Below are 17,941 nucleotides of genomic sequence, written 5' to 3' on the forward strand. Positions count from 1 at the left end.
GCACGCAAAGCACCAGACGGCGCGCTCGGCGCGTCGGGCACGGTCGGCACACCCGGCGCGTCGAGGACGAGGGGGCACGCTCGGCACGCAAAGCATCAGACGGCACGCTCGGCGCGTCGGGCACGGGACGGCACGCTCGGGGTGCGAGGCACGGGACGGCACGCTCGGGGTGCAAGGCACGGGACGGCACGCTCGGCTCCTCGGGTGCAGTCCGGTGGGATGGTGCCGTCAGCCGACGCGGCCCGGGTCGTCCGCGGTGGCCGCCGGGAGGGCGGCGGCGGGGCGTTGCCAGCCGCGGGAGCCGCGGGCCAGCAGCCAGGCCGTGGTCTCCTCCGGCGGCATCGCCGCCGCGACCAGCCAGCCCTGCACGGCGTCGCAGCCCAGGTCGCGCAGGCGTTCCCAGGTCTCGTCGTCCTCGACTCCCTCGGCGACGACGAGCAGGCCGAGGGAGTGCGCGAGGTCGACCGTGCAGCGCACGATCTCGGCGTCCTCGGTGTCGACGGCCAGCCGGGCCACGAACGAGCGGTCGATCTTCAGCTCGCTCACGGGGAGCCGGCGCAGATGGACCAGGGAGGAGTAACCGGTGCCGAAGTCGTCCAGGGACATCTTCACGCCGTGCCCGGTCAGTCCGGCGAGCGTGTCGGCTGCGCGCTGCGGGTCCTCCAGCAGCACGTGTTCCGTTATCTCCAGTTGCAGGGCCCCCGCCGGGACCCCGTGCCGCGCCAGCCGTGCGGCCACCGAGCCCGCGAAGCCCGGGGTGTGGACGTCGCGCGGGGAGACGTTGACCGCGACCGGCACGAACAGGCCCTGGGCGCGCCACCGGGCGACCTGCCCGAGTGCCGTCTCCAGCACGTACTCCGTCAGAAGGGGCATCAGCCCCGAGGACTCGGCGATCGCTATGAACTCGTCCGGCGGCACCTTGCCCCGTTCCGGGTGCACCCACCGCACCAGGGCCTCCAGACCCGCCACCTGTCCGTCGAAACGAACCTTGGGCTGGTAGTGCAGCTGGACCTCGTGGGCGTCCAGGGCACGCCGCAGATCGCCCAGCAGACCGAGCCGGTCGGGGGTGTTGGAGTCCCGCTTGGACTCGTAGACCTCGACGCCCGTGCGGTCCCGCTTCGCCTGGTACATCGCCACGTCGGCCCGGCGCAGCAGCCCCTCGGCGTCGAGCGCGTGGTCGGGGAAGACCGCGACCCCGGCGCTGGCCTCCAGGACGAGGGTGAGCCCGTCCAGGTCGAGCGGTGAGCTGAGTGCTGCGACCAGCTGACGGGCGACCCGGGTCGCCGACGTGGTGGAGTCGGCGACGGGCAGTAAGACGGCGAACTCGTCGCCGCCGAGCCGCGCCGCCTCCGCCCCGCGCGGCAGCGCCTGCCGCAGCCGGTCGGCGGTCTGCAGCAGCAGCCGGTCGCCGGCGAGGTGTCCGAGCGTGTCGTTGACCGACCGGAAGCGATCGAGGTCGATCAGCATCAGGGCGGCGCGGGCGCCGATGCGCTCGGCGTCGTCCAGCGCCGTCCAGGTCCGCTCCAGCAGCCACTGCCGGTTGGGCAGCCCGGTCAGCGGGTCGCGCAGCTGCTCCTCAGCCCTGGCGCGGGCGATCCACAGGGTGGAGTCGAGGGCGATCAAGGGGATCGAGAACAGCGGCAGCAGCAGTGGCTTGGCGACGGCGACCACGCAGATCAGCGGGGCGATGCCGAGCAGCGCGACGGCGACGAGGCCCTGTCTGACCAGGGCGGTGCGGGCGACGGTGGGCAGTCCGGCGCGCGGTGTGTGCAGGTACCACAGCAGGGCGCGGGTGACCGCGAGGTAGGCGACGGCGACCAGTACCACCTTGGGCGCCGCGTACACCGTCCAGGTGTTCGGGTCCCAGGGCTCCTCCACGGACGGCACGGAACCGCAGACACCGAGCAGCAGGGCTCCGGCGGCGATGCCGAGGAGGTCCACCGCGCCGTGCAGGATGCCCTGCCGCCAGTGGCCCCGGCGGGCGACGCCGACCAGGACGACGACGGTGAGGCTGACCATGCCGGCCGGGACCCAGCCGTACAGCAGCAGGACGGCGAGGGTGAGGGCTGCGCCCGAGCCGGTGCCGCCCCACCAGCGGGAGCGGCCGAGCATGACCAGGTGGCCGACGACGACACCGGTGAGCACGGCCAGGGACCAGCCGACGGTGCCGGACGGGAAGAGGGCGTGGCCGCCGGTGAACGCCCGGTAGAAGCCCGCGCCGAGGACGAACCCGGCCGCCGCGACGATCGCCGCGGGCAACGCGGGCCAGGACAGGTGCCGTTCGGTGTCGGCGTCGGTGAGTCCGGAGGCGCGGCCGGCGGCCGGCGGTGCGGAGCCGCGGCCGTCCGCCGCGGTGTGCCGTGCGCCGCCACCGCGCCACGCGGGCCACCGGCTGTCGCGCCATGCGCTCACCAGGCGACTCAGGCGCAGCCGTGAGCCCGCGGCGGCGCTCTCGGTCGGTTCCATTCCCGTCCCTCTCACAGCCGGCGGTGCCCACGCCACGCGGCCCGACGCCCGACAACCATCAACGGCTCCGCGTTGGAGAACCCTTCCCCCCGCTCCTCGGGGGCAGGGGGATGCCCCGACCGCATCTGGGCACGGCAGGCGCACACCTCAACAGTAGGCCGCAGAAGGCTTCCACGGGCAGCGGTCGTCGACGGTTGCCCGAATGCGACCCGGCCAACCGTATGCATCTGGTATGCGCCGATCGGGTGGTCTTCAACCGCTATTCCTCGGCCGAAAGCGCGACGCCGGCCGCCGCTTCGGGTCCTTGTTCGAGCAGGACGGTGAAGCCGTCCTCGTCCAGGACCGGCACCTTGAGTTGCATCGCCTTGTCGTACTTCGAACCGGGGTTGTCACCCACGACGACGAACGAGGTCTTCTTGGACACGGAACCGGTCACCTTCGCCCCCCGGATCTGCAGGGCCTCCTTGGCCCCGTCCCGGGTGAAGCCCTCGAGAGTGCCGGTGACGACGACGGTGAGCCCGTCGAGCGGACGCGGTCCCTCCTCCTCGCCGGTGGACCGCTCCTCCAGCGGGACGCCGGCCGCCTTCCACTTGCGGACGATCTCGCGGTGCCACTCCTCGGCGAACCACTCCTTGAGCGAGGCGGCGATGATGGGGCCGACACCCTCGGTGTTCGCCAACTCCGCCTCGGTGGCCTGCTCGATGCGGTCGACCGAGCGGAACTCGCGGGCGAGCGCCTGCGCGGCGACCGGCCCGACGTGCCGGATGGAGAGCCCGTTGAGGAAGCGGGCGAGCGGGCGGCTCTTGGCCTCCTCGATGTTCTTCAGCAGCGCCAGGGTGTTCTTCTTCGGCTCGCCCTTCTGGTTGGCGAAGACCGTGACGATCTTCTCCTCGCCGGTCTTGGGGTCGCGCTTGGGCAGCCCGCTGTCCGGGTCGAGGACGTACGCCCGGATGGGCAGCAGCTTCTCCACGGTGAGGTCGAAGAGGTCGCCCTCGTCGACGAGCGGCGGATCGGCGGGCTCCAGCGGGCGGGTGAGCGCGGCCGCCGCGACGCCGCCGAAGTGCTCGATGTCCAGGCACTCCCGGCCGGCGAGATAGGAGACGCGCTCCCTCAACTGTGCGGGGCAGGTCCGGGCGTTGGGGCACCGGAGGTCGATGTCGCCCTCCTTCATGGCCCGCAGCGGCGTCCCGCACTCCGGGCACTCGGCCGGCATCACGAACTCGCGCTCGCTGCCGTCGCGCAGGTCGGCGACCGGACCGAGGATCTCCGGGATGACGTCACCGGCCTTGCGCAGCACCACCGTGTCACCGATGAGCACGCCCTTGGCCTTGACGACCTCCTGGTTGTGGAGGGTGGCGAACTCCACCTCGCTGCCGGCCACCGTGACCGGTTCGACCTGCGCGTACGGAGTGACGCGGCCGGTGCGGCCCACGCCCACCTTGATGTCGATGAGCTTGGTGTTGACCTCTTCCGGCGCGTACTTGTAGGCGATGGCCCAACGCGGTGCGCGGGCCGTGGAGCCGAGCCGGCCCTGGAGCCGGATCTCGTCGAGCTTGACGACGACACCGTCGATCTCGTGCTCCACGGAGTGCCGGTTCTCGCCGTAGTGGGCGATGAACTCCCGTACGCCGTCGAGGCCGTCGACCACCCTGTTGTGCCGGGAGGTGGGCAGCCCCCAGGTCTTCAGCAGGTCGTACGCCTCGGAGAGGCGGGTCATGCCGTCGAAGCCCTCCAGCGCCCCGATGCCGTGGACGACCATGTGCAGCGGGCGGGTGGCGGTGACGCGCGGGTCCTTCTGGCGCAGCGAACCGGCCGCCGCGTTGCGCGGGTTGGCGAAGGGCTTGTCGCCGGCCGCGACCAGCCGGGCGTTGAGCTCCTGGAACTTCTCCATCGGGAAGTAGACCTCGCCGCGGATCTCCACGAGGTCGGGAACCTTGTCGCCGCCCAGCCGCTCGGGGATCTCGGCGATCGTGCGGACGTTGGGTGTGATGTCCTCGCCGGTGCGGCCGTCGCCGCGGGTCGCCGCCCGGGTCAGACGGCCGCGCTCGTAGGTGAGGTTGACGGCGAGTCCGTCGACCTTCAGCTCGCACAGGAAGTGGTACTTCTGCTCGCCCAGCTCCTTGGCGATGCGCTCCACCCAGGCGGCGAGTTCGTCGTCGTTGAAGGTGTTGTCCAGGGAGAGCATGCGTGAGCGGTGCTCGACGGCCGTGAACTCCGTGGCGTAGGAGCCCGCCACCTTCTGGGTCGGGGACTGAGGAGAACGCAGCTCCGGGTACTCCTCCTCCAATGCCTCCAGGGAACGCATCAGCCGGTCGAAGTCCGCGTCGCTGATGACGGGGGCGTCCTTCACGTAGTACCGGAAGCGGTGCTCCTCGATCTGCTCAGCGAGCTGCGCGTGCTTCTCCCGTGCCTCGGCGGGCACGCTCGTCGTCTCCGCTTGCTTGTCGCCGGCCACCGTGTTGTCCTCCCGTTACTCTGGGTCGTCCGCGAGTGATCTCGCCGCCCGGACGCAGTGGGCGAGCGCCCGGCGGGCGTACTCGGGAGACGCGCCCGCGAGTCCGCACGACGGCGTGACCGTGACCGCCTCCGCGAGAAGCCCCGGTTGCAGTCCCAGCCTGCGCCACAGTGTCCTGACACCCATGACGCTACCGGCAGGGTCCGACAACGGGCCGTCGGTGCCGGGCACGACACCGGCGAACAGCCGGGTGCCGCCCTCCACCGCCTCACCGATCGCCTCGTCGTCACGCTCGGTGAGGAGGGCGAAGTCGAAGGAGACGCCCGCCACGCCCGCCCGGCGCAGCAGGGCGAACGGGACGTCCGGCGCGCACGAGTGGACCACGACGGGGCCGCCGTCGTGCACGCCGACGAGGTCCCTCAGCGTGGCCTCGACGATCTGCCGGTCGACGGCCCGGTGGGTGCGGTAGCCGCTGGCCGTCCTGACCCGGCCGCGCAGCACGGCGGTGAGGGACGGCTCGTCGAGCTGGAGCACGAGCTGCGCGCCGGGCACGCGGCGCCGGAGCTCCGCCAGGTGCAGGCGCAGCCCCTCGGCGAGCGAGGCTGCGAGGTCCCGGCAGGCGCCGGCGTCGGACAGGACGGCCTCGCCGTTGCGCAGCTCCAGAGCCGCGGCCAGCGTCCAGGGGCCGACGGCCTGGACCTTCAGCGGGCCCTCGTAGCCCTGGGTGAACTCCTCCAGTGCGTCGAGGTCCTCGCCGAGCCATGCGCGCGCCCGCCGGGTGTCCCTCCCCGGCCGGTCGCCGAGGCGCCAGCCGCTGGGCTCCACGCGCGCGTACAGCTCGACGAGCATCCCGGCGCTCCGCCCGATCATGTCCGCGCCGGGCCCGCGGGCGGGCAGCTCGGGCAGGAAGGGGAAGTCCTCGAAGGTGCCGGCGGCGGTCTTGACGGCCTCGCGCGCGTCGTCCCCCGGCAGGGAGCCGACCCCGGTGGCGGCACCGAACCTGAACTGGCTGTTCTCACTCACACCGGCAGCCTACGGAACGACGCGGCCGGGATCACCGCCCCGGACGCACCGTCAGGTCGTTGACCTCGGCGTCCCTGGGCAGATCCAGGGCCATCAGGATCACCGTGGCGACCGACTCGGGGTCGATCCACTTCGACGCGTCGTACTCCTTGCCCTCCTGCTGGTGCACCTTGGCCTGCATCGGGCTGGCGGTGCGGCCCGGGTAGACCGAGGTGACGCGGACACCGTTGCCGTGCTCCTCCTCGCGCAGGGAGTCGGCCAGGGCCTTCAGGCCGTGCTTGGAAGCGGCGTACGCGGACCAGTCGGCGTGGGCGTTGAGACCGGAGCCGGAGTTGACGAAGATCACGTGGCCCTGGGCGACGCGGAGCTGGGGCAGGAAGAGGCGGGTCAGCTCGGCGGGAGCGATCAGGTTGACGTTGAGCTGGTTGCGCCAGGTCTTCGGGGTCAGCTCGCCGACCGGGCCGAGGTCGACCACGCCCGCGATGTGGAGCAGTGAGTCCACGCGCTCGGGCAGCGTCTGGTGGGAGAAGGCCCAGGACAGCCTGTCCGGGTCGCTCAGGTCGCCCACCAGCGTCCGCGCGCCGGTGAAGGCGGCCGCCAGTTCCTTCGCCCGGCCCGCGTCGCGCGCGTGCAGCACGATGTCGTCGCCGCGCTCGTGCAGGCGGCGGGCGACGGCCGCGCCGATGCCGGAGCCCGCTCCGGTGATCACATGTGTAGCCATGCCCGCCATGCTCGCATCACCCGGGGCTCAGGCCACGCCCTGGCTCTCCTCCAGGTAGGCGAGCGCCCCGACCGGCTCCTCGGCGAAGAACACCAGCTCGGTGAGGGGGCGCGGCAGGAAGCCCTCGTCCTCCATGCGGCGGAACTGCTCCTTGAGGCCGTCGTAGAAGCCCGCCGTGTTGAGCAGGACGACCGGCTTGTCGGTGTGCCCGTGCTTCTTCAGCTCCAGGATCTCCGTCGCCTCGTCCAGGGTGCCGGTGCCGCCGACCATGATCACCACGGCGTCGGCCTTCTCCAGCAGCAGCCGCTTGCGCTCGGCGAGGTCCCTCGCGACCACCATCTCGTCGGCACCCTGGCGCGCCTTGGCGGCCAGGAAGTCCACGGAGACGCCCAGGAGCCGCCCTCCGGCCTCCTGCACGCCGTCGGCGACCACCTTCATCAGCCCGACGTCCGAGCCGCCCCACACGAGCGTGTGGCCGCCCTTGCCGAGCAGGGTGGCGAACTCCTTCGCGGGGCGGGTGTAGCGCTCGTCGAGGTCGGCGGCGGAGAGGAAGACGCAGATGTTCATGGGCCCACCGTACGGGCCCGGTCGGACATCGCGGTCACGCGGATCTTCGACTGCCGGTGCGGCAGCCGCTCCCAGTCGTCCATCAAGCGGGCCGACAGGCCGTACCGCGCGGCGAGTCCGATCAGGGTCTCCGTCCGGTAGTAGAAGTCCTCCCGCAGCACCTGGTGCTCCTCGCCCTCGGTGCGGTCGAACGTGAAGTCGAAGAATCCGCCAGGCGCGAGCACCCTCCCGACGTGGGCGAAGCACTCCTCGATGACGTGCCGCGGCGAGTGCGAGAAGACGCTGTGCGCGTGCACGACGTCGAAGTGGCCCTCGGGCAGGAAGGCGAGGGTCAGGTCGGCGGCGAGCGTCAGATGGGGCAGCTTGGCCTGCAGCCCCTCGCGCACGAGGGTGTCCTGGGCGGCGAGCAGGATGTGCGGGGAGATGTCGATGCCGTAGTAGTTGCCGGTGTCGAGGTGGCCGATGAACAGCCGGCCGGCGCGCAGGTTGCCGCAGCCGATCTCCAGCATCCGGTGGTGCGGCCTCAGACCGTGCGCCACCAGGTAGTCGAACTGCATGCGGCCGATGCGCGCCCAGGTCTCGCGCGAGGGGGTGTGCCCCACGGCCGCCTCGGCGCTGCGGGCCGTGTCGGAGGCCATCACGGCCCGGTAGTACGCGATGTGGTCGCCGCGGTACCGCAGCCGCAGCAAGGCGTCCCGCGCGGCCCTGCGCGCGTGGGCGGGGACGCGCTCCGGGTGGCGCAGGGCGTAGCGGGCCCGGTGGGTGAGGCGGCTGCGGTTCCGGCCGGGTTCCGTGGCTCCCATGGCGGCCTCCTGCGGAAGCGGGGGAAGAACTCCGGTCCAGCGTGCGCTGAAGGTGGTGACTCGGCTACCCAAGGAGGGCGATCGTGACCGAAGGGCATCGCATCACCATCGAGCGGAGCGGCCGGCACGTGCGCGTGGTGCACGGCGACCAGGTGCTGGCGGAGAGCGACGAGGCGCTGGTCCTGCGGGAGACGGGCTGTCCCGAGCGGTACTACATCCCCGCCGGGGACGTACGCCTGGACCTGCTGACGCCGTCCGGGACGCACACGCACTGCCCCTTCAAGGGCACCGCGTCCTACTGGTCGCTGCCGGACGCGGCGGACCTCGTCTGGGCGTACCCGGACCCGAAGCCGGAGGTGAAGGAGATCAAGGACCACCTCTGCTTCTACGAGGTGGAAGTGTCATGAGGGATTAATCGCGCACCGTAGGGCAGTCTGCACAGGCATGGAGAAGAAGACCCTTTCGCGCGACGGGACACACATCGCCTACACACGCACCGGGCAGGGACCGGCGCTCCTTCTGGTCAGCGGCGCGATGTCGACGGGTGCCACGCTCGCGTCCCTGGCCGCGCCGCTGTCGGAGCGCTTCGACGTCACCGTGTACGACCGCCGGGGCCGCGGCGAGAGCGGTGAGACGGAGCCCTACGCGGTGGAACGCGAGGTCGAGGACCTGGCGGCCCTGATCGACGCGGTGGGCGGCGAGGCGTCGCTGTACGGCATCTCGTCGGGCGGTGCGCTGGTGCTGCGGGCGGCGGCGAGCGGGCTGCCGGTGCGCCGGGCCGCCGTGTACGAGGTGCCGTACGCCATGGACGACGCCGACGCCAAGGCCCGCGCGGAGTACACCGCGCGGCTGACCGAGGCACTCGGACAGGGCCGGCGCTCGGACGCGGTCGAGCTGTTCCTGCGGCTCACCGGCCTGGGCGAGGACGTGATCCGGAGTGCCCGCCAGTCCCCCATGTGGGCCGGCATGGAGTCGATCGCGCCGAGCCTGGCGTACGACGACGCCGTGATGGGCGACGGCCGGCTCCCGCAGTCCCTGCTCGCCTCGATCACCGCGCCGGTGCTGTCGCTCGCGGGCGGAGCGAGCGCCGGCTGGATGCGCGAGGCGGCCCGTGCGGTCGCCGAGGCCGTCCCCCAGGGCACCTACCGCTCCCTGGAGGGCCAGAGCCACATGGTGGAGCCGGGTGTGCTGGCGCCGGTGCTCGCGGAGTACTTCGCGGCCTGACGGGGCCCGCGGCCCCGGTGTCGGTTCAGGCCACGCCGGCCGTCACGCGCGTGGTGGACGCGATCGTCGCCGAGCCCACCACGCGCGTCCCGTCGTACAGCACGATCGCCTGGCCGGGGGCGACGCCGCGGACCGGCTCTGCGAAGGTGACCTGGAGGGTGCCGTCGACCAGCTCGGCACTCACCTCGGTCTCGCCGCCGTGGGCGCGCAGCTGGGCCGTGTAGGTCCCGGGGCCGACCGGGGCGGCGCCGCACCAGCGGGGCTTGATCGCGGTGAGCGCGCCGACGTCCAGGGCGTCCGCGGGGCCGACCGTCACCGTGTTGGTCACCGGGGAGATGTCGAGGACGTAGCGGGGCTTGCCGTCGGGGGCGGGGGTGCCGATCCGGAGGCCCTTGCGCTGGCCGATGGTGAAGCCGTAGGCGCCCTCGTGCGTGCCGAGCCTGTTGCCGGCCTCGTCGACGATGTCGCCCTCGGAGCGGCCCAGCCGGTTCGCGAGGAAGCCCTGGGTGTCGCCGTCGGCGATGAAGCAGATGTCGTGCGAGTCGGGCTTCTTGGCGACCGCCAGCCCCCTGCGCTCGGCCTCCGCGCGGATCTCGTCCTTGGTGGTGACGGTGTCGCCGAGCGGGAACATCGCGTGGGCGAGCTGCCGGTCGTCCAGCACACCGAGGACGTAGCTCTGGTCCTTGGCCATGTCGGAGGCGCGGTGCAGTTCGCGGGCGCCGTCCTCGCGGGTGACGACCTTCGCGTAGTGGCCGGTGCAGACCGCGTCGAAGCCCAGGGCGAGGGCCTTGTCCAGCAGCGCGGCGAACTTGATCTTCTCGTTGCAGCGCAGGCACGGGTTCGGGGTGCGGCCGGCCTCGTACTCGGCGACGAAGTCCTCGACGACGTCCTCGCGGAAGCGGTCGGCCAGGTCCCACACGTAGAACGGGATGCCGATGACGTCCGCGGCGCGGCGGGCGTCGCGCGAGTCCTCGATGGTGCAACAGCCCCGCGCACCGGTGCGGAAGGATTGCGGGTTCGCGGAGAGCGCGAGGTGGACGCCGGTCACGTCGTGCCCGGCCTCGGCCGCGCGGGCGGCGGCGACGGCGGAGTCGACTCCGCCCGACATGGCGGCGAGGACGCGGAGGGGGCGGGTGCGCTGCGGGGTGTCAGTCATAACCCTTCCAGGGTACGGGTGACCGGGAACCAGGGCCCGTGAGTATGCGTTCACGATCACATGGGGGCGAGAAGCCGATCCGCGAGCGGATCCAAGGACACCGACCGGCGCATCGGCCGGCGGGCGCTGATCATCGGCGGCACGGCGGCGGCCGCGGGCACGGCGGTGCTGGCGCGCGACGCGCTGGGCCGTCTGTGGTGGCGGGTGCCCGGCGTCGACAAGCCCCGCGAGGCGGGCGCGGTCGACTACGGCGGCGCCCGGTGGGTGGCGGCGTCGGACGCGAACTGGCGGCGCGCCGACCGGCCCGACGACTACGGCGTCGACATGGTGGTCATCCACGTCACCCAGGGCAGCTTCGACAGTGCGGTGAAGGTGTTCCAGGACCCGGCGCACGGCGCGGCCTCGCACTACGTCGTCCGCAAGGACGGGCACATCACACAGATGATCCGTGAGCTGGACGTGGCGTACCACGCGGGCAACCGCGACTACAACGAGCGCAGTGTCGGCATCGAGCACGAGGGGTTCGTGGACCGGCCGCAGGACTTCACGGACGCGATGTACGCCGCCTCGGCGCGCCTGACGGCGGAGATCTGCGCGCGGTACGGCATACCCGTCGACCGGAAGCACATCATCGGCCACGTGGAGGTGCCGGGCACCGACCACACCGATCCGGGGCCGCACTGGGACTGGGACCGGTACATGGAGCTGGTCCGGCGGGCCCGCACGGCAGGGACCGCCGAGACGGCCGGGGCGGCCGAGTCGGCCTCCTAGGTCAGCCCCGCCGCCCGTGCGCGTTCGACCGCCGGGCCGATCGCCTTGGCCAGCGCCTCGACGTCGGCCGCGGTGGAGGTGTGGCCGAGGGAGAAGCGCAGCGTGCCGCGGGCCAGGTCGGGGTCGGTGCCCGTGGCCAGCAGGACGTGGCTGGGCTGGGCGACGCCCGCGGTGCAGGCCGAGCCGGTGGAGCACTCGATGCCCTGGGCGTCGAGCAGGAGCAGCAGGGAGTCGCCCTCGCAGCCCGGGAAGGTGAAGTGGGCGTTGGCCGGCAGACGGCCGTCCGGCGCCGGGTCGCCGCCGAGGACCGCGTCGGGGACGGCCGTACGGACCGCGTCGATCAGGTCGTCGCGCAGGGCGCCGATCTCCCGGGCGAACCACTCGCGCTGCTCGGCGGCGAGGCGGCCGGCGACCGCGAAGGAGGCGATCGCGGGGACGTCGAGGGTGCCGGAGCGGACGTGACGTTCCTGGCCGCCGCCGTGCAGGACGGGCACGGGAGCGTACTCCCGGCCGAGGAGCAGCGCTCCGATGCCGTACGGTCCGCCGATCTTGTGGCCGGAGACCGTCATCGCGGCGAGGCCGGACGCGGCGAAGTCGACCGGGACCTGACCGAACGCCTGGACCGCGTCGGCGTGCAGCGGGATGCCGAACTCTGCGGCGACGTCGGCCAGTTCACGGACCGGCATGAGCGTGCCGATCTCGTTGTTGGCCCACATGACGGTGGCGAGGGCGACGTCGTCGGGGTTGCGGAGGACGGCCTCGCGCAGCGCCTCGGCGTGGACCCGGCCGTGGGCGTCGACCGGCAGGTACTCGACGGTCGCGCCCTCGTGCTCGCCGAGCCAGTGCACGGCGTCGAGGACGGCGTGGTGCTCGACGGGGCTGGCCAGGACGCGGGTGCGGGCCGGATCGGCGTCACGGCGCGCCCAGTACAGACCCTTGACGGCGAGGTTGTCGGCCTCGGTGCCACCGGAGGTGAGGACCACCTCGCTGGGGCGGGCACCGAGGGCCTCGGCCAGGGTCTCGCGGGCCTCCTCGACGGTGCGCCGCGCGCGACGGCCGGACGCGTGGAGGGAGGAGGCGTTGCCGGTGACGCTCAGGTGCGCGGTGAGTGCCTCGACTGCCTCGGGAAGCATCGGGGTGGTCGCGGCGTGGTCGAGGTAAGCCATGGTGAGGCCGATTCTACGGGGCGCCCCCGCTCGGCCTCAGATCGAGGTTGGCCTCTTCGGCGGATCGGGGCCGGCCTCTCGGGCGGCCCGCGGCCGGCCGGTTCGGCGTCCGCTCACAGACTCCACGACAGCGTGTCGTCCGCGGACATGAACGCCGCCAGGACCAGCAGGTCGGCGACGCCCAGGCCGAGGCCCAGGAGGGCGCGGCCGCGGCGGGTGGTGCCCCGCCACAGGGCGACGCCCGCCAGTGCGATGGCGATCGGGCCCAGGAACACGTTGAGGACCAGCAGGCCGAGCAGACCCAGGACGAAGGAGGCGACGGCCATGCCGTCGGTGTCCCGGATGCCGGTTCGGCGCGTGGCCGGTGCGGTGAGCTGCATGGTGGTCTCCCGACGGTGCGTCAGTGGACGGAGGTGCTCCGGCGGCGGCCGTGCCGCTCGCGGATCGCGAAGATGCCGAGCCAGACGGCGATGACGAGGCCGGTGGCGACGGAGAAGGTGAGCGGTGCGTGGGCGACGGTGCCCAGCACGACGCCGAGGAGCAGGAGGGCGGCGACGAGAAACAGCATGGAGCGGATCCCCCAGGATTCGGTGAACGGTTGTAGTTACACTTGTTCACTGACTTCCCAGCCTAGCGCGCCCCATGACTTTTCAATTCCAGAGAACAGTTGTTAACTGCATGGCATGAGTCACACCCTCGGTGTCCGGCAGGTCCAGAAGCAGAAGACCCGGCGCGCGCTCCTGGACGCGGCACTCGCACTGCTGGAGGAGCAGAGCCTGAGCAGCCTGGGTCTGCGCGAGGTCACCCGGGCCGTCGGCGTCGCGCCGACCGCCTTCTACCGCCACTTCCGTTCCACGGCGGACCTCGGCGTGGCCCTGGTCGAGGAGGCCCTGGACAGCCTGCACCCGATGATCCGGACGACGCTGTCCCCGGCCGAGGACAGCGACGAACGGATCACCCGTGCCGTCGACTTGATCGCCGGCCACGTGGCCGCCAACCCCGCCCATGTCCGATTCATCGCGCGGGAGCGGCACGGCGGGGTGCAGCCGGTGCGGGAGGCGATACGGGACCAACTGGCCCGGTTCGCCGAGGAGGTGAAGGCCGAGCTGGCCGAAGACCCGGCCTCCGCCGGCTGGAACGACGACGATCTGCTGATGCTGGCCGGCCTCTACGTCGACCAGATGCTGATGACGGCCTGCCTGTTCCTGGAGACCCAGGAAGCCCCGGAGGAGGAGCGCCGGCGCGTCGCCGAGGTCGCGACCCGCCGGATGCGGCTGATCAGCATCGGCCGCCGGCACTGGCTGGACTGACGCCGCGTCATCCGCCGGACCGGTACAGCTCCGCCACGGCGGCCGCGGCACGGGCCAGCTCCTCGCGCGCCTCGGGCGGGTCGACCACCTCCACGCGGTCGGAGAACGCGAGCAGTTGCCGGACCTCGACGACGGATCCGTACGTCAACCGCACGGTCGCCCACGCGTCGCCGCCGTCACTCTCGACCGCGTCGGGCAGGCCGGTCAGCGACGCGGCGTTCATGCGCAGGAACATGTCGAGGCGGTCGGGGCGGACGCGGACGGTGACGTCGAGTCCGCCCGGGCGTTCCTCGACCCGGCGGCGCAGCACCTCCCAGGCGTCGGCGAGCTCCACGCCCGGCCGGCGCCGCACGGGGTCGTCGAGGACGGCCGCCTCGCGCACCCGGTCCGCACGGAAGAGCCGGGGCAGTCCACGCAGGTCGGCCACCAGGTACCAGACGCCCGCCTTGGCGACGAGGCCGTACGGGTCGACGGTGTACGTCCGGCTCCGGCGCTCCCCGCCGTGCCGGTAGCGCAGCCGCAGCCGGCGGTCGGCGAACACCGCGTCCTGCAGGACGTCCAGGTCGACGGCGGGCTGCGGTCCGCCCTTCCAGCGGGTGGCGTCGACGAGGATCCGGCGGGAGGCCGTCTCGGCGGCCGGCCGGTGCGGCTCCGGGAGTGCCGCCATCACCTTGCGCAGCGCCGAGCCGAGCGCCTCGTCCAGGCCGAGGGCGGCGTGCGCGCCCTGCGCGGCCAGCACGAACAGTGCGCGGGACTCGTCGGCGGTCAGCCCCGTGACGTCCGTACGGAACCCGGCGAGCAGTTCGATGCCGCCGTGCCGCCCGCGTTCGGCGTAGACCGGGACGCCGGAGGCGGAGAGCGCCTCCACGTCCCGGTAGATGGTGCGTACGGACACCTCCAGCCGCTCGGCGAGTTCGCGCGCGGGCACGCGGCCACGGGTCTGCAACAGCAGCAGGACGGAGAGCAGGCGGTCGGACTTCACGGCACCAGCCTGCCCCCCGCGCCGGGTCAGCCGAGCCGGACCCGGGCCAGCTGCCGGGACTGTGCCACCAGCCGGTCGGTGCTGTCCCAGACCTCGGCGTCCTCCTCCAGGAAGCCGCCGGCGAGGTTGCGCGTGGTGATGGACACCCGCAGCGGGCCCGGTGCGGGGCGGCACCGCACGTGCACGGTCAGCTCGACCGTGGGCACCCAGCCCTTCAGGCCCAGTTCGAAGGCGGTCGGGGGCAGGGCGTCCACCGCCAGCAGCAGCGAGAGCGGGTCGGCGTCGCGGCCGTCGGCGAGTCCGAACCAGGCCCGCATCTCCCCCTTGCCCGAGGGCTGCCCGAGCGCCCAGCCCAGGGTGGCGGGGTCCAGCTTGAGCATCAGGCGGTCGGTGATGGCCGAGCTGCCGTCGACGGGGGCGGGTCCGTCCTCCGGGCCGAAGCACTGGTCCATGGGCGGCAGGGCGGGCGGCTTCGCCGAGGTACGGACGTCCTCGGGCAGCGCGTCCAGGTCGCCGTAGGAGGCGAGGACGCGGATGCGCTCGACCTCGTTGCCCTCGTCGTCGTACTGGAAGAGGGACGCCTGACCCGTGGACAGCGTCCGGCCCGCGCGGACGGTCTCGGTGCGCACGACGGCGGGGCCCGGCTGGGAGGCCGTCAGGTAGTGCGCCGAGACGGTGAACGGGTCGGGGTGCGGGAGGGCGTCGGCGAGGGCGCGGCCCAGGACGGCCAGCAGATAGCCGCCGTTGACGGCGTTGATGATCGTCCAGCCGGCGGAGAGGTCGATGTCGTAGACGCCCGGCGCGCGACGGGTCAGCGCGGTGTCCCGGTCGAACTCGCTGTCGCCGACGATGGCCCGCGTGGCCGGTGCGAAGGCTGCTTCTGGCATGGCTGCACGGTACAACAGGAAACTACTAAGCGGTAGCTTTTGTGCGTGGGTTACCGTGAGCGATCGGTCACTCTCCTTCGACCACGGTCGACCGCCGGTTCCACGCGCGCGGCGCCCGGAGGTGGAAGCGCATCGCCAGCAGGCGCAGCACGAAGGCGGTGACCACCGCGAGGCCGCTGGTGAACGGGTTCAGGGCCTCGAAGCGGATGCACAGGGCGACCATGGCGGAGCCGACGATCGCGGGGACGGCGTACAGGTCGCGGTCCCAGCGAAGCAGCGAGGGCACCTCGTTGGCCAGGACGTCCCGCAGCACACCGCCGCCCACCGCGGTGGCCAGCCCCAGACACGCGGAGGCGGTCAGACCGAGCCCGTAGTCGTACGCCTTGGTGGTCCCGGCGACGCAGAACAGGCCTAGGCCGGCCGCGTCGAAGACGTTCACGCCGGTCTGGAGGCGCTCCACGTGGGGGTGGAGGAAGAAGACCAGCAGGGCGGCGAGCAGCGGGGTGACGAAGTAGCCGAGGTCCGTGAAGGCCGCGGGCGGCACGGCTCCGATGATCAGGTCCCGGAACAGCCCGCCGCCCAGCGCGGTGACCTCGGCGAGGACGGCGATGCCGAACACGTCGAAGTTCTTGCGCACGGCCAGCAGCGCACCGGAGATCGCGAAGACGAAAATGCCGATCAGGTCGAGCGTGTGCTGGACGGTGGGGCTGAAGAGTTCCTCGTACACCCTGACATTCTCACCTGCCGACGAGCCCCCGCCTTACAAATGAAGGCGGGGGCTCGCTGACAGGAAAGGTCACTTCTCCTTGGCGGGGGGCTCGCTCTCGGCCGCCTCGGCCTCGGTGGACTCCGCCTCGGCCGCCTCCGGCTCGGTGGACTCCGAAGCCGCATCAGCCTCAGCCGACTCCGAAGCCGCCTCAGCCTTGGTGGACTCCGAAGCCGTCTCCGGTTCGGCCGACTCCGAGCCCGCCTCAGCCTCAGCCGACTCCGAGCCCGCCTCAGCCTTGGTGGACTCCGAAGCCGTCTCCGATTCGGCCGACTCCGAGCCCGCCTCAGCCTCAGCCGACTCCGAGCCCGCCTCAGCCTTGGTGGACTCCGAAGCCGTCTCCGATTCGGCCGACTCCGAGCCCGCATCAGCCTTGGTGGACTCCGAAGCCGTCTCCGATTCGGCCGGCTCGGTCGCCGTCTCCGGCTCGGCGGACTCCGCGGTCTCGGTGTCACCGGCTCCGGAGACGCCCATCTCCGCGGCGACCGCCGCCGAGGTCGCCGCCGACTCGGCCAGGGCCTCGTCCGACACCAGCTCCGCCGCCTCCTTGGCGTCGGAGAGCAGGACGGTGTCCTGCGGGGCCTGGTCCTCGAAGTTCTCCGGGTGGTGGCAGGCCACCTGCTGCCCGGGCCGCAGCTCCAGCAGCGGCGGCTCGGTCGTCTTGCAGATCTCCGTCGCCTTCCAGCACCGGGTGTGGAAGCGGCAGCCGCTCGGCGGGGAGATCGGCGAGGGCACGTCGCCCTTGAGCAGGATGCGCTCGCTCTTGGCCGACTTGCGCGCCGGGTCCGGGATCGGGACCGCCGACATCAGCGCCTTGGTGTAGGGGTGCATCGGCGTCTTGTACAGCAGGTCGCGGTCGGCCAGCTCCACGATCTTGCCGAGGTACATCACCGCGATCCGGTCCGAGACGTGCCGGACGACCGACAGGTCGTGCGCGATGATCACGTACGTCAGGCCCAGCTCCTGCTGGAGGTCGTCGAGCAGGTTGACGACCTGGGCCTGGATCGACACGTCGAGCGCGGAGACCGGCTCGTCGGCCACGACCAGCTTCGGGTTCAGCGCGAGGGCACGGGCGATGCCGATGCGCTGGCGCTGACCGCCGGAGAACTCGTGCGGGTAGCGGTTGTAGTGCTCGGGGTTGAGCCCGACCACCGACAGCAGCCGCTGCACCTCCTTCTTGATCCCGCCCTCGGGCTCGACGCCCTGGAGCTTGAAGGGGGCGCCGATGATCGTGCCGATGGTGTGGCGCGGGTTCAGCGACGAGTACGGGTCCTGGAAGATCATCTGCACGTCGCGGCGCAGCGGGCGCATCCCGCCGACCCCGAGGTGGGTGATGTCCTTGCCCTCGAACTCGACCTTGCCGCCGGTCGGTTCGAGCAGCCGGGTGATCAGCCGGCCCATCGTGGACTTGCCGCAGCCGGACTCGCCCACGACGCCGAGGGTCTCACCGGCCCGGACCTCGAAGTCGAGGCCGTCGACCGCGTGCACCGCCCCGACCTGCCGCTGGAGCAGGCCCTTCTTGATCGGGAAGTGCTTCTGCAGCCCGGTCACCTTGAGCAGGACCTCGCCGGGGGCGGGGTCCTTGGTGAGCGTGGTGCCGTCGCTCTGCGCGGGGATGGCCACTGCTTCGTCCTTGGCTTTGTC

Annotated in this window: 18 protein-coding genes; 4 read left to right on the top strand and 14 right to left on the bottom strand. The window is 72.3% G+C overall.

Features of this window, described 5'->3' with window-relative positions:
- Positions 1-228 precede the first annotated feature (228 nt).
- From IE260_RS33255 to IE260_RS33280, 6 genes are all read right to left on the bottom strand, one after another.
- Positions 229-2,466 carry a putative bifunctional diguanylate cyclase/phosphodiesterase gene (locus IE260_RS33255; RefSeq protein ID WP_189878711.1) on the bottom strand — a complete coding sequence of 746 codons (2,238 nt, stop codon included), beginning with the start codon at positions 2,464-2,466 and terminating at the stop codon, positions 229-231.
- A gap of 259 nt (positions 2,467-2,725) precedes the next feature.
- On the bottom strand, positions 2,726-4,921 hold the full coding sequence (gene ligA, locus IE260_RS33260; RefSeq protein WP_189878713.1) for an NAD-dependent DNA ligase LigA: 2,196 nt from the start codon (positions 4,919-4,921) through the stop codon (positions 2,726-2,728).
- Between the two features lie 15 nt (positions 4,922-4,936).
- The gene (locus IE260_RS33265; protein ID WP_189878715.1) at positions 4,937-5,944 is read right to left on the bottom strand and encodes a methionine synthase; all 1,008 of its coding nucleotides are present in this window, start codon (positions 5,942-5,944) and stop codon (positions 4,937-4,939) included.
- Positions 5,945-5,975: 31 nt separating this feature from the next.
- A complete protein-coding gene (locus IE260_RS33270; protein WP_189878717.1) occupies positions 5,976-6,674 on the bottom strand; it encodes an SDR family oxidoreductase in 699 nt (232 codons plus the stop codon).
- Between the two features lie 18 nt (positions 6,675-6,692).
- Positions 6,693-7,232 carry an LOG family protein gene (locus tag IE260_RS33275; protein ID WP_189878719.1) on the bottom strand — a complete coding sequence of 180 codons (540 nt, stop codon included), beginning with the start codon at positions 7,230-7,232 and terminating at the stop codon, positions 6,693-6,695.
- The gene (locus IE260_RS33280; protein WP_189878721.1) at positions 7,229-8,035 is read right to left on the bottom strand and encodes a class I SAM-dependent methyltransferase; all 807 of its coding nucleotides are present in this window, start codon (positions 8,033-8,035) and stop codon (positions 7,229-7,231) included. Before IE260_RS33280 ends, IE260_RS33275 begins: the two co-directional genes overlap by 4 nt.
- An 83-nt stretch (positions 8,036-8,118) precedes the next feature.
- Between IE260_RS33280 and IE260_RS33285 the strand changes: the two genes are divergently transcribed.
- A complete protein-coding gene (locus IE260_RS33285; protein ID WP_189878723.1) occupies positions 8,119-8,442 on the top strand; it encodes a DUF427 domain-containing protein in 324 nt (107 codons plus the stop codon).
- Positions 8,443-8,479: 37 nt separating this feature from the next.
- Positions 8,480-9,259, top strand: coding sequence for an alpha/beta fold hydrolase (locus IE260_RS33290; protein WP_189878725.1), 780 nt, complete (start codon positions 8,480-8,482; stop codon positions 9,257-9,259).
- Between the two features lie 25 nt (positions 9,260-9,284).
- Here IE260_RS33290 and mnmA read toward each other — a convergent pair whose 3' ends face one another.
- Positions 9,285-10,415 carry a tRNA 2-thiouridine(34) synthase MnmA gene (gene mnmA / locus IE260_RS33295; RefSeq protein WP_189878727.1) on the bottom strand — a complete coding sequence of 377 codons (1,131 nt, stop codon included), beginning with the start codon at positions 10,413-10,415 and terminating at the stop codon, positions 9,285-9,287.
- 60 nt (positions 10,416-10,475) lie between these two features.
- Here mnmA and IE260_RS33300 point away from each other — a divergent pair, with 60 nt between their 5' ends.
- A complete protein-coding gene (locus IE260_RS33300) occupies positions 10,476-11,186 on the top strand; it encodes an N-acetylmuramoyl-L-alanine amidase (protein ID WP_189878730.1) in 711 nt (236 codons plus the stop codon).
- Here IE260_RS33300 and IE260_RS33305 read toward each other — a convergent pair.
- The 3 genes from IE260_RS33305 to IE260_RS33315 all read right to left on the bottom strand — a co-directional run bounded on the left by IE260_RS33305 (position 11,183) and on the right by IE260_RS33315 (position 12,920).
- Positions 11,183-12,352 (bottom strand): cysteine desulfurase family protein, encoded by a 1,170-nt coding sequence (locus tag IE260_RS33305; RefSeq protein WP_189878732.1) that lies wholly within the window; start codon positions 12,350-12,352, stop codon positions 11,183-11,185. The two genes, IE260_RS33300 and IE260_RS33305, sit on opposite strands and share 4 nt — an antisense overlap.
- Before the next feature lie 113 nt (positions 12,353-12,465).
- Entirely contained in the window at positions 12,466-12,732 is a 267-nt protein-coding gene (locus tag IE260_RS33310) for a DUF4190 domain-containing protein (protein WP_189878734.1), read from the bottom strand.
- 20 nt (positions 12,733-12,752) lie between these two features.
- Positions 12,753-12,920, bottom strand: a complete 168-nt coding sequence (locus IE260_RS33315) for a hypothetical protein (RefSeq protein ID WP_189878736.1) — start codon at positions 12,918-12,920, stop codon at positions 12,753-12,755.
- A 115-nt stretch (positions 12,921-13,035) separates the two neighbouring features.
- Between IE260_RS33315 and IE260_RS33320 the strand changes: the two genes are divergently transcribed.
- Positions 13,036-13,662 (top strand): TetR family transcriptional regulator, encoded by a 627-nt coding sequence (locus IE260_RS33320; protein ID WP_189878738.1) that lies wholly within the window; start codon positions 13,036-13,038, stop codon positions 13,660-13,662.
- A 7-nt stretch (positions 13,663-13,669) separates the two neighbouring features.
- Here the strand turns inward: IE260_RS33320 and IE260_RS33325 are convergent, their stop codons facing one another.
- The 4 genes from IE260_RS33325 to IE260_RS33340 form a co-directional block, all read right to left on the bottom strand.
- A complete protein-coding gene (locus IE260_RS33325) occupies positions 13,670-14,644 on the bottom strand; it encodes a helix-turn-helix transcriptional regulator (RefSeq protein ID WP_189878740.1) in 975 nt (324 codons plus the stop codon).
- A 26-nt stretch (positions 14,645-14,670) separates the two neighbouring features.
- Positions 14,671-15,531 (bottom strand): thioesterase family protein, encoded by an 861-nt coding sequence (locus tag IE260_RS33330; protein WP_189878742.1) that lies wholly within the window; start codon positions 15,529-15,531, stop codon positions 14,671-14,673.
- A 67-nt stretch (positions 15,532-15,598) separates the two neighbouring features.
- The gene (locus IE260_RS33335; RefSeq protein ID WP_189878744.1) at positions 15,599-16,258 is read right to left on the bottom strand and encodes a trimeric intracellular cation channel family protein; all 660 of its coding nucleotides are present in this window, start codon (positions 16,256-16,258) and stop codon (positions 15,599-15,601) included.
- Positions 16,259-16,327: 69 nt separating this feature from the next.
- Positions 16,328-17,920, bottom strand: a complete 1,593-nt coding sequence (locus IE260_RS33340) for an ABC transporter ATP-binding protein (RefSeq protein ID WP_189878817.1) — start codon at positions 17,918-17,920, stop codon at positions 16,328-16,330.
- Positions 17,921-17,941: the final 21 nt, after the last annotated feature.

The organism is Streptomyces viridiviolaceus, from assembly GCF_014650995.1.
Lineage (GTDB): Bacteria > Actinomycetota > Actinomycetes > Streptomycetales > Streptomycetaceae > Streptomyces > Streptomyces viridiviolaceus.

Coding starts and splice junctions, on each gene's coding strand:
- mnmA (WP_189878727.1), bottom strand. CDS start 10,415: ATGACTGACACCCCGCAGCGCACCCGCCCCCTCCGCGTCCTCGCCGCC.
- IE260_RS33330 (WP_189878742.1), bottom strand. CDS start 15,531: ATGCCAGAAGCAGCCTTCGCACCGGCCACGCGGGCCATCGTCGGCGAC.
- IE260_RS33255 (WP_189878711.1), bottom strand. CDS start 2,466: ATGGAACCGACCGAGAGCGCCGCCGCGGGCTCACGGCTGCGCCTGAGT.
- IE260_RS33300 (WP_189878730.1), top strand. CDS start 10,476: ATGGGGGCGAGAAGCCGATCCGCGAGCGGATCCAAGGACACCGACCGG.
- IE260_RS33280 (WP_189878721.1), bottom strand. CDS start 8,035: ATGGGAGCCACGGAACCCGGCCGGAACCGCAGCCGCCTCACCCACCGG.
- IE260_RS33270 (WP_189878717.1), bottom strand. CDS start 6,674: ATGGCGGGCATGGCTACACATGTGATCACCGGAGCGGGCTCCGGCATC.
- IE260_RS33305 (WP_189878732.1), bottom strand. CDS start 12,352: ATGGCTTACCTCGACCACGCCGCGACCACCCCGATGCTTCCCGAGGCA.
- IE260_RS33275 (WP_189878719.1), bottom strand. CDS start 7,232: ATGAACATCTGCGTCTTCCTCTCCGCCGCCGACCTCGACGAGCGCTAC.
- IE260_RS33290 (WP_189878725.1), top strand. CDS start 8,480: ATGGAGAAGAAGACCCTTTCGCGCGACGGGACACACATCGCCTACACA.
- IE260_RS33310 (WP_189878734.1), bottom strand. CDS start 12,732: ATGCAGCTCACCGCACCGGCCACGCGCCGAACCGGCATCCGGGACACC.
- IE260_RS33315 (WP_189878736.1), bottom strand. CDS start 12,920: ATGCTGTTTCTCGTCGCCGCCCTCCTGCTCCTCGGCGTCGTGCTGGGC.
- IE260_RS33320 (WP_189878738.1), top strand. CDS start 13,036: ATGAGTCACACCCTCGGTGTCCGGCAGGTCCAGAAGCAGAAGACCCGG.